Source organism: Halomonas sp. 3D7M (assembly GCF_014897885.1).
GTDB lineage: Bacteria > Pseudomonadota > Gammaproteobacteria > Pseudomonadales > Halomonadaceae > Vreelandella.
Window position 1 is genome coordinate 1 of record NZ_JABUZF010000188.1, and the last position, 726, is coordinate 726.

Consider the following 726-nt stretch of genomic DNA (forward strand, 5'->3'; position numbering starts at 1 on the left):
CGCTTTTCAAAAAAGCTAGCTAAGCCCTCTTGACCCTCTTGGCTCACCCGCAGTTTGGAGATCACTTGGCAGGTGTGTTCTCGGGTGGCGTCGCTGTCGGGTGCCTGAGCCACGCTTGCCAGCAGTGCTTTGGTTGCCCGTTGGGCTTGGGGAGAGCCACTCAGCAGGGTGTCGAGCATGGCGTCTACGGCGCTATCCAAGGCATCGTGCTCCACCACTTGGTGAACCAAGCCGAGCGCCATCGCTGTTGGCGCATCCATCACTTCAGCAGTGAGTGCGTAACGGCGCATTTGGCGTTCGCCAAGCGCGCGCTGAACATAAGGGCTAATCACCGCGGGCGATAGGCCAATTTTGACTTCCGACAGGCAGAATTTAGCTTTATCTGAAGCGACGACCAGATCGCAACAGGCGGCTAGACCCACCGCGCCACCAAAGGCCGCCCCCTGAACTCGGCAAACAGTAGGGCAAGGCAGGGTGTCTAACCCGAACATAAGCGCTGACAGTTTGCGTGAGTCCGCTAGATTGTCTTCCAGGCCGTAATCGACCATGCGCTTCATCCAGTTGAGATCAGCGCCCGCAGAAAAACTTTTACCCTCAGAGCCAAGCACCACCACCCGAACGTCACCGGCGTTGGCCAACGCGTGCAACTCGTCTAGATGGGCGTTTAGTTCAGCGATCAGGCTGTCGTCAAAGGCGTTATGCACCTCTGGGCGGTTTAACGTCAGG

The 726-nt window shown here is 57.9% G+C and carries 1 protein-coding gene; it reads right to left on the reverse strand.

Going from position 1 to position 726, the window contains the following annotated elements; translation table 11 throughout:
• Positions 1-725 (reverse strand): enoyl-CoA hydratase-related protein (locus tag INT22_RS10685; RefSeq protein ID WP_446718944.1); only part of this gene is annotated, 725 nt, incomplete at its 3' end.
• Position 726: the final 1 nt, after the last annotated feature.